Source organism: Candidatus Bipolaricaulota bacterium (assembly GCA_021159055.1).
Taxonomy (GTDB): domain Bacteria; phylum Bipolaricaulota; class Bipolaricaulia; order UBA7950; family UBA9294; genus S016-54.
Genome location: JAGGSO010000027.1, coordinates 1 through 8,126 on the forward strand (window position 1 = coordinate 1; position 8,126 = coordinate 8,126).

Here is an 8,126-nt window from a genome sequence, read left to right on the forward strand (position 1 = left end):
GGCCGCCCCGAGCGGCATCCCGGGATGCCCGGAGTTCGCATTCTGGATCATGTCAACGGCCAAAAACCGAATCGTGTTTACACAGAGCTGGTCCAAGTCTCGCGCTTCCATTCCGTCTCCTTGTTCAGTGATTTCCTCCATAATACCGCACCGGAAGGCGGGTGCAACCGGGATAGGGTAATCGAGTTCACCCGCCGACTCGACAAATGTCACGCGAAAACCGGGCGCTTTCGCTTACCTTCGTAGTGAGATGTCCATCCGTCAGAGGGCTGTGTCGCGAACCTATCCGCTTCCCCGCGCTCGGACGAAGGCCCGCACCGCGAGCCTCCCCCGCGCGGTGGTCCTGATCATTGCGGGTGCTGTACTCCTATCCGGCCTCTGCCTCCTCTACCTGTGGCAGGGGACGGCGATCCTCTCCCTCACGGCGGAGCGGGAGAGCGCGAAGCAGACCCTGGAATCGATTCGAGAGGTGAACCGCTACCTCGAGTTTCAGGTCGACCGCGCGTTCTCCCTGGAGCGGATCGAACGGATCGCCCGCACGCAGCTCGGGATGGACGATCCCAAGATCGTGCGCTACGTGGAGGTTCCGGGGAAATGAGCAGGGAGCAAAAACGGGGGTTGGTCCTGCTCGCGTTCCTCGGGCTGGGGACGCTCGCCATCATCGGGCGGTTGGTCCTGGTGCAAGGGGTCGAACACGACCGCTGGCTCGCCGCGGCGCGGGCGACGCACGAGCGGACGATCGCGCTCGATCCACGCCGAGGGACGATCTACGACCGCAACGGCGTCCCGCTCGCGTTCGACGTCAAGGCATCAGCGATCGCGATCGACTCGTTCAACATGACCAAGCCGGACACCCTGATCGAGATCCTCTCCCAGGAGCTGAATAAGCCCCCGGAGGAGATCGCGGCCCGTGTCTACCGCCAGAGCTACTTCACCTGGATCGACCGCAAGGTTGACCTGGAGACGGCCGAGCGGATACGGAAGCGTGCGACCGCCGCGGACGCCAACGGCCTGGTATTCATCGACACCTGGAAGCGCTGCTACCCCCAGGGGGACCTGGCCTCGAACGTTCTCGGGTTCGTGGGGACCGACGGCCATGGGCTAGAAGGGATCGAACTTGAGTTCGACAAGGAGCTCTCGGGCACCCCGACCACCCTGCACGTCGTGCGCGGTGCCGACGGTCGGACCTACCACACCGAGACGATCGAGCAGGGGAGCCCGGGGAGGGATATCTACCTGACGATCGACGCCGTCCTCCAGCACGTATGCGAAGACGAGATCGATCGCGGCGTGTCCCGATTCCGGGCGAACACCGGGTTCATCGTCCTGATGGACCCCGCAACCGGAGAGGTGCTGGCGCTGGCCCAGGACCGCCGCTACGACTTGAACGATTTTTCCAAATCGACCCCGGAAGAGAGAAAGGACCTGCCGGTGAGCTTCCTGTTCGAGCCGGGATCGTCGTTCAAGGCGTTCACCGGGCTCGCCGCGCTCGAGGCGGGGGTGGTGACCCCGTCCGACCGGTTCAACGGGAACGACGGACTCATCGTCGCCGGGCACACGATCCACAACTCGGAGAACGAATCGTTCGGCACCGTCACCTTCTCCAAGATCATCCAGTACTCGATCAACACCGGGATGATCCGCGTCGCTCAGCGGCTCGGGCAGGAGCGGCTGTATAATTTCCTGGTCGATCTCGGGTTCGGAAAGAAGACCGGGATCGAGCTTCCCGGCGAGGAGAACGGGATCCTGCGCGATGTGAGCAAGTGGTCCAAGCTCGGACTTGCTGCAACCGCGATCGGGCAATCGGTCGGGGTCACTGGGATTCAACTCGCGCGGGGGATGTGCGCGGTGGCAAACGGCGGCGAGCTCCTGCAACCGCACGTGATCCTGCGAATCGGGGACGGCCCGGCAGTCAACCCGACCGTGATCCGGCGGATCGCCTCCCCGGGAAACTGCGCCACGATGCGGGGGTTGATGCGCCTCGTCGTCGAATCCGGAACCGGGACCCCGGCCGACATCCCGGGGTTCGACGTCGCGGGCAAGACCGGGACCGCGCAGAAGGCGATCCCGGGCAAGGGCTACGTCGCGGGCAAGTTCACCTCGCTGTTCACCGGGTTCTTCCCCAAGGACGACCCGAAGTACCTCGGGCTCGTCGTCCTCGACGAGGTGAAGACGCGCCCGGTCTGGGGTGGAGCGACCGCCGGCCGGATCTTCCACGACGCCATGTCTCGTGTCGCCCTCATTACCCACCTCCCTCCGGTGGCAGTCGGGCCCTGACAGGGCGCATCCGCCAACACCGCACAGAAATCCGGCGGAAACGACGACCTCTGACGGACGAGATCGCTTCCTTGCCCGAGGATGTGTAACGTTATAAACTACTAACCGCGATGAAGAATGAATTTCAAAAGAGCGGGGGAGAAATGCCTGTCCCGCAAGGAATCATCGATCCAGCCGAACGGTTTGCTCATATCTGCTGGGTCATGCGGCCCAAGAGTCTACGGGTCTGTCACACTAAGGTTAACATTTGAACGAAGCTGACACGCGTGCGAACTTAATCGAGCCAAAGCTGAAGGCTGCTGGATGGACCGGGAGCCGAGTGACGCGCGAGTTCTACTACCAGCGGGACACGGAATACGCGCCGGGACGGATCGTCCTTTTGGGGAACCGAACCAGCCGGGCAACTCCCCGCCAAGTGGATTACCTCCTCCGGCATACCGCCGGGTTCCCCATTGCGGTGGTGGAGGCTAAATCGACGGAAAAGCCAGCAGAAGCAGGGTTAGAGCAGGCGAAGGAATATGCACGTGACCTCGGCGTATCGTTTGCTTGTTACAAAATTCGTTGAGGAGTTTACCCGTGCGAAAACTCGTGTAGTCAGTACGCGCAACACTGATTCGCCGGTGCGGAAGCACGCAGGGCGCTATCCCCTCCGGCGAAGCGACTCCCACAGGGTAACCGGCACCCCGCGGCGGCGGAACAGAAATACGAGCACTCCCCCAGCGATGAACCCGCCGATGTGGGCAAACCACGCGACCCCTCCTTCGCGTCCAAGTGTCCCCGCGCCGTTTATCACCTGGAGGATGAACCAGAACCCGAGGAGGAATACGGCTGGGACCGCAACGAGGCGGATGAAGAAGAAGATCGGGATCAGGGTGAGTACGCGGGAATACGGGAACAGCATGAAATACGCGGCAAGGACCCCGGCGATCGCTCCCGATGCCCCGATCTGGGGGACCGGGCTATGGGGCGAGATGGCGATCTGGGCGCCAGCGGCAGCGAGGCCACAGATGAGGTAGAAGAGGAGGAACCGTCCGTGCCCCATCGCGTCCTCAACGTTATCCCCGAAGATCCACAGGTAGAGCATGTTCCCAAGAACGTGCAGCAGCCCTCCGTGGAGGAACATGGAGGTGAACAGCGTGATCCAGATGGGAAACGGGATCTTCGGCGGAAGGTCGGTCATGCTGGTCAGCTCGGCCGGGATGAGCCCATACTGGATGATGAAGTAGTCCCGGCGCGACACCGGGTAGAATGCCGGGTTCCCTCCGGTGAGGAGGTGAGTGCGGTAGGCGGCCGGGTCGAACCCAGGCGGAGGGTAGCCCCGGTCCTGCCACGGGATCCCGTCGATCAGAGCCGTGCCTCCTGCCCCTAGGTACCCCTCGAACAGGAAGACGAGCAGGTTGAGGATGATCAAGGCAACGGTCACGGCGGGGAACGTCCGGCTCGGTCGGTAGTCGCGGATCGGTATCATGGTTCTATACTATCCTCTCGTCCCACCACCGGACAAGTGTTGCTCAGAGGGAAGTTATCGGTAAGATTTATTGTAACGCTTAAGGAGGTCAGATGGATCTATTGAAGCGGCTGAGCGAAGCAGCGGGGATCCCAGGGCACGAGGGGGAGATCCGGCGGATCATCTCCGACGAATTGACCGAACTCGTCGACGAAGTCGAGGTCGATCCCCTCGGGAATTTGATCGCCCACAAGAAGGGGTCCGGCCCGACCGTGCTGATCGCGGCCCACATGGACGAGATCGGGTTCATCGTGAAGCACATCGAGGAGGAGACTGGATTCCTCCGGATCCACCCCCTCGGCGGGTTCGACGTCAAGACCCTGATCGCCCAGCGGGTGGTCGTGCACACGGGAAATGGCGATCTGATCGGCGCGATCGGTTCAAAGCCGATCCACATCATGACCGAGGAGGAGCGGAAGAAGCTCCCCGAGATGAAGGAGCTGTTCGTCGACCTCGGCCTCCCGGCGGATGAGGTGAAGGAGCGCGTCTCGGTCGGCGATCCGGTCACCCTCCGCCAGGACTTCGTCGAGCTGGAGAAGGTCGTTTCAGGCAAGGCCCTCGACGACCGGGCCGGGGTGTACATCGGGATCGAGGCGATCAAGCGGGCGAAGAACATCGCGTGCGATCTCTACTTCGTCGGGACGACGCAGGAGGAGGTCGGGCTGCGCGGGGCGCGGGTCGCTGGGTTCGCGGTGAACCCGCAGATCGGAATCGCCCTCGACACGACCCTCGCCGTCGACGTCCCCGGTGTTTCGGCCGGGGAGCGGATCACCGCCCTCGGGAAGGGGGTGGCGATCAAGCTGACCGACTCGGCCTCGATCTCCCATCCCGGGCTCGTAAGGGAGATGAAGCGGATCGCTGAAGCGCGGAAGATCCCCTACCAGATGGAGATCCTCCCCCGCGGGGGGACCGATGCCGGCGCGATCCAGCTCGCCCAGGAGGGGGTGGCGGCGATCACCCTGTCGCTCCCGACCCGCTACGTCCACTCCGTCGTCGAGACCGCGCACAAGGCCGACCTCGAGGCGGCGATCGGGCTCCTCGCCGCGTTCCTGGAGGAGGCCGGATCGGTCGACCTCTCGCTTCCATGAAGACGATACTCCTGAAGGACTTCGACCTCGTCGCGACGATGGACCCCGAGCGCCGGGAGATCCGCTCCGGCTACGTCCTCGTCGAGGGTAACCGGATCGCCGCCGTCGGGGATGACCCATCCGGGATCACGGCCGACGAGACGATCGATGGTGAGGGGAAGGTGCTGCTGCCCGGGTTTGTCAACACGCATCATCACCTGTACCAGACCCTGTTCCGCAACGTCCCCGGCGCAGCGGACAAGAAGCTCTTCGATTGGCTCGTCTTCCTGTACGAGCGCTGGAAGGGGATCGACGAGGAGGCGGTGAGGATAAGTGCGGCGATCGGCCTGACCGAGCTCGTCCTCTCCGGGACGACGACGAGCTCGGACCACTTCTACCTCTTTCCCAAGGGGCATCCGCACCTGTTCGACGCCTTGATCGAGGGGGCACGGCTGACCGGGATCAGGTTCCATCCCTGCCGCGGCTCGATGTCCCTGTCGAAGAAGGATGGGGGGCTCCCCCCGGATTCGGTCGTCCAGACCGAGGATGAGATCCTCGCCGACTCCCAGCGGGTCATCGAGCGCTACCACGATTCGAGCCCGTTTTCCATGCTCCGGGTGGCGCTTGCCCCCTGCTCCCCGTTCTCGGTCACCCCGGAGCTGATGCGTCAGTCGACCGCGCTCGCCGACGAGTACGGGGTCCTCCTTCACACTCACCTCGCCGAGACCGCGGACGAGGAGGAGTTCTGCCGCGAGAAGTTCGGGGCCCGCCCGGTCGACTACATGGAGGAGCTCGGTTGGCTCCGCGACGACGTCTGGTTCGCCCACCTCGTCCACCTGAGCTCGTCCGACATCGAGAAGCTCTCCGCCGCCCGGGTGGGGATGGCCCACTGCCCGAGCTCGAACATGACCCTCGGCTCGGGGATCGCGCCGGTGGTCGAGCTGCACGGGACCGGGGTGAAGGTCAGCCTCGGGGTCGACGGCTCGGCGAGCAACGATACCTCGAACATGATCCGCGAGGTGAGACAGGCGATGCTCCTGCAGCGGGTCCGCTACGGGGCCGAGGCGTTCTCCGCCCGCGACGCCCTCTATCTGGCGACGATGGGCGGGGCGAGGGTCCTGCATCGCGAGGAGGAGATCGGCTCGATCGAGGTCGGGAAGGCCGCGGATCTGATCGCGTTCGACCTCTCCGGGATCGAGTTCGCCGGCGCGCGATCCGATCCGCTTGCCGCGATCGTCCACTGCGCTGCTGACCGGGTCGATCTCTCCATGGTGAACGGGAGGGTCCTGGTGCGCGACGGACGGTTGGTCGATCAGTCGGTCCTCCGGCTCATCCCACAGCACAACGAGATCTCCCTGCGGCTGATCGGGGCGGTATGAAGATCGAAGTTGAGATTTCGTTTTCGTTCAAGCGGGACCTTCCCCCGCGAATCCACCTCGAGCTCCCGGTCGGGGCGGATGTGTTGGCTGCGCTGCGCACCCTTGTGCGTCGCTTCCCCCAAATCGAAGGAAGGATCTTCTCTCCGGACGGGAAGATACATCGCCACATAAACGCGCTTGTCAACGGAGGAAACGTCTCGGGCAAGCGGGGATTCGCCACGGTCCTCCACAACGGGGATCGGCTCACGATCCTCCCTCCAGTCGGTGGCGGATAAAAAGAGGCCCCTTGCAGGGCCTCTTCTGGCTGGTGGTTGGGCGTGTTACGTAAGGAGGTTTCAGCAGGAGGCGTGCTTCCTACCTCCGACGATAATATACGCTTTGATTGTGAAGGTTCGGTGAACGGAGCGTGGAGGTTCTGTGACTCACCGAGCCGTCTTTTCATTCAGCCTGCGGGCGAAGCGGTCGGAGTCGATGATGAACCTTTCGTGTTCTGCTTCCCCAATCTTCTCCACCGGGTCCCGGGCCTCGATCCGGAACCGGAGCTTCCGCCCGTCCACTTCCACGAGCTCCGCGCGCACCGTCACCCGCATCCCGGGCGGGGTCGGAGCAAGGTGCTGCAGGTCGATCCGCGTCCCTACTGTCTTCTGGCCCGGCGGGAGGAGCGGATCGACGATCAGGCGGGCGCACTCCTCGCAAAACGCGACCAGACTCGGGGTGGACAGGGCATCGACGAGCCCGCTTGCGATGTGACTCGCCAGGTGGTCCTCGGTCACAGTCCACTCCATCTCGTTGCTAAGTCCGGCTTCGATCGACATCTTCCCTCCGATCTTTCGCAGATGTTAGGAGAACGCGACCTTCCGATCAAGGATCAAATCCGGTAGAGCTCGGGACGACGGTCCCGGAACCGATCGTTGTATCGGTTGATCGACTTGTCCCGCGCCTCCCGCGGATCGACCTCCACGGTGCGCACTTCCTCCCGATCGGACGAGCCGCGTACCAGCACCTCCCCCTTCGGCGAGACGATCTGGCTCTCCCCGGTGAACCGGAGGAGCTCCCCGGCGCGGTCCTCCGTCCCAATCCGGTTGGCGGTCACCGTGAACACCCCGTTCTCGAGCGCCCGCACCCGCATCGTGAGCTGCCCGTACTCCGGGAGGACGAGGTTGGCCGGGTGGGCGATCACCTCCGCTCCGGCGAGGGAGAGGGTGCGCGCCGCCTCGGGAAAGAGATGATCGAAGCAGATCATCAGTCCGACCTTGGTCCAACCGATGTCGACCACCGGAAACGGCTCCTCCCCGGGAGAGAACCAGAGTCGCTCCTTGTAGAACAGGTGGACCTTGCGGTAGACGGCCGTGATCCCACCCGGGCTGACCAAAACAGCGGAATTGTAGATCTTCCCGTCCCTTCCTTGCTCCGCCAGCCCGGCGACGATGTGACAGCCCCTTTCCTGAGCAAGCCGAAGGAGGAACCGGGTCGTCCTCCCTCCCGGAACCGGCTCAGCGAGCTCAACCGCTTCCGTCCTGGTCTGGAACTGATAACCGGTGGAAAAAAGCTCGGGGAGGACCCACAGGTCGGCCTTCTCTCCGCCGATCAGCTCTTCCACGCGAGCGCAGTTCTCCTCCACCGCCCCGAACACAGGTTTCGACTGAACGTAACCGATACGCCGTGGTGCTTCAGAAGAGTAGGTCGCCGAAGGGGAAGCCGTTGCCTCAGAGTTCGGATTGCCCATCGCACCTCCATAGCTCACTCAGTTTCTCCTTCATAAAAGAGCTCCGTTGAATACCCCACGAGCCACGGGAATCGGTTCGGGGTCTCGGGCCAATCGGCATGAAGCCCGATGCTGCGAGCGATCCTATAGCCTCGCACCTTGCGTGCGACGTCTTTGCCATTGTGGCGTCG

At 63.6% G+C, this 8,126-nt stretch carries 10 protein-coding genes; 6 read left to right on the top strand and 4 right to left on the bottom strand.

The genetic code is table 11. The annotated features are described in order from the left end of the window. Nucleotides 1–111 (bottom strand): hypothetical protein (locus J7J55_01455; protein ID MCD6141373.1); only part of this gene is annotated, 111 nt, incomplete at its 3' end. 160 nt (nt 112–271) lie between these two features. Here J7J55_01455 and J7J55_01460 point away from each other — a divergent pair. The 3 genes from J7J55_01460 (at nt 272) to J7J55_01470 (ending at nt 2,842) form a co-directional block, all read left to right on the top strand. Then, nucleotides 272–598 carry a hypothetical protein gene (locus tag J7J55_01460; protein ID MCD6141374.1) on the top strand — a complete coding sequence of 109 codons (327 nt, stop codon included), beginning with the start codon at nt 272–274 and terminating at the stop codon, nt 596–598. Continuing rightward, a complete protein-coding gene (locus tag J7J55_01465) occupies nt 595–2,277 on the top strand; it encodes a penicillin-binding protein 2 (GenBank protein MCD6141375.1) in 1,683 nt (560 codons plus the stop codon). Before J7J55_01460 ends, J7J55_01465 begins: the two co-directional genes overlap by 4 nt. Before the next feature lie 247 nt (nt 2,278–2,524). Further along, nucleotides 2,525–2,842, top strand: a complete 318-nt coding sequence (locus J7J55_01470; protein ID MCD6141376.1) for a hypothetical protein — start codon at nt 2,525–2,527, stop codon at nt 2,840–2,842. Nucleotides 2,843–2,917: 75 nt separating this feature from the next. On the opposite strand, the gene J7J55_01475 is transcribed toward J7J55_01470, so the two are convergent. After that, nucleotides 2,918–3,745, bottom strand: coding sequence for a rhomboid family intramembrane serine protease (locus J7J55_01475; protein ID MCD6141377.1), 828 nt, complete (start codon nt 3,743–3,745; stop codon nt 2,918–2,920). Between the two features lie 92 nt (nt 3,746–3,837). Here J7J55_01475 and J7J55_01480 point away from each other — a divergent pair, with 92 nt between their 5' ends. The 3 genes from J7J55_01480 to J7J55_01490 are packed head-to-tail and all read left to right on the top strand — an operon-like array spanning nt 3,838 to nt 6,505. Next, nucleotides 3,838–4,872 carry a M42 family metallopeptidase gene (locus tag J7J55_01480; GenBank protein ID MCD6141378.1) on the top strand — a complete coding sequence of 345 codons (1,035 nt, stop codon included), beginning with the start codon at nt 3,838–3,840 and terminating at the stop codon, nt 4,870–4,872. Continuing rightward, nucleotides 4,869–6,230 carry an 8-oxoguanine deaminase gene (locus tag J7J55_01485; GenBank protein ID MCD6141379.1) on the top strand — a complete coding sequence of 454 codons (1,362 nt, stop codon included), beginning with the start codon at nt 4,869–4,871 and terminating at the stop codon, nt 6,228–6,230. The genes J7J55_01480 and J7J55_01485 overlap by 4 nt, the downstream gene beginning before the upstream one ends. After that, a complete protein-coding gene (locus J7J55_01490) occupies nt 6,227–6,505 on the top strand; it encodes a MoaD/ThiS family protein (GenBank protein MCD6141380.1) in 279 nt (92 codons plus the stop codon). Before J7J55_01485 ends, J7J55_01490 begins: the two co-directional genes overlap by 4 nt. A gap of 147 nt (nt 6,506–6,652) precedes the next feature. Here J7J55_01490 and J7J55_01495 read toward each other — a convergent pair whose 3' ends face one another. Together J7J55_01495 and J7J55_01500 are read right to left on the bottom strand one after the other, a co-directional pair. Further along, nucleotides 6,653–7,045, bottom strand: a complete 393-nt coding sequence (locus J7J55_01495) for a thioesterase family protein (protein MCD6141381.1) — start codon at nt 7,043–7,045, stop codon at nt 6,653–6,655. Nucleotides 7,046–7,098: 53 nt separating this feature from the next. After that, a complete protein-coding gene (locus J7J55_01500; GenBank protein ID MCD6141382.1) occupies nt 7,099–7,956 on the bottom strand; it encodes an acyltransferase in 858 nt (285 codons plus the stop codon). Between the last annotated feature and the right edge of the window lie 170 nt (nt 7,957–8,126).

Excerpts from the sequence above, each read along its gene's own strand:
- J7J55_01480 (MCD6141378.1), top strand. The coding sequence starts at position 3,838 with ATGGATCTATTGAAGCGGCTGAGCGAAGCAGCGGGGATCCCAGGGCAC.
- J7J55_01490 (MCD6141380.1), top strand. The coding sequence starts at position 6,227 with ATGAAGATCGAAGTTGAGATTTCGTTTTCGTTCAAGCGGGACCTTCCC.
- J7J55_01495 (MCD6141381.1), bottom strand. The coding sequence starts at position 7,045 with ATGTCGATCGAAGCCGGACTTAGCAACGAGATGGAGTGGACTGTGACC.
- J7J55_01475 (MCD6141377.1), bottom strand. The coding sequence starts at position 3,745 with ATGATACCGATCCGCGACTACCGACCGAGCCGGACGTTCCCCGCCGTG.
- J7J55_01500 (MCD6141382.1), bottom strand. The coding sequence starts at position 7,956 with ATGGGCAATCCGAACTCTGAGGCAACGGCTTCCCCTTCGGCGACCTAC.
- J7J55_01465 (MCD6141375.1), top strand. The coding sequence starts at position 595 with ATGAGCAGGGAGCAAAAACGGGGGTTGGTCCTGCTCGCGTTCCTCGGG.
- J7J55_01485 (MCD6141379.1), top strand. The coding sequence starts at position 4,869 with ATGAAGACGATACTCCTGAAGGACTTCGACCTCGTCGCGACGATGGAC.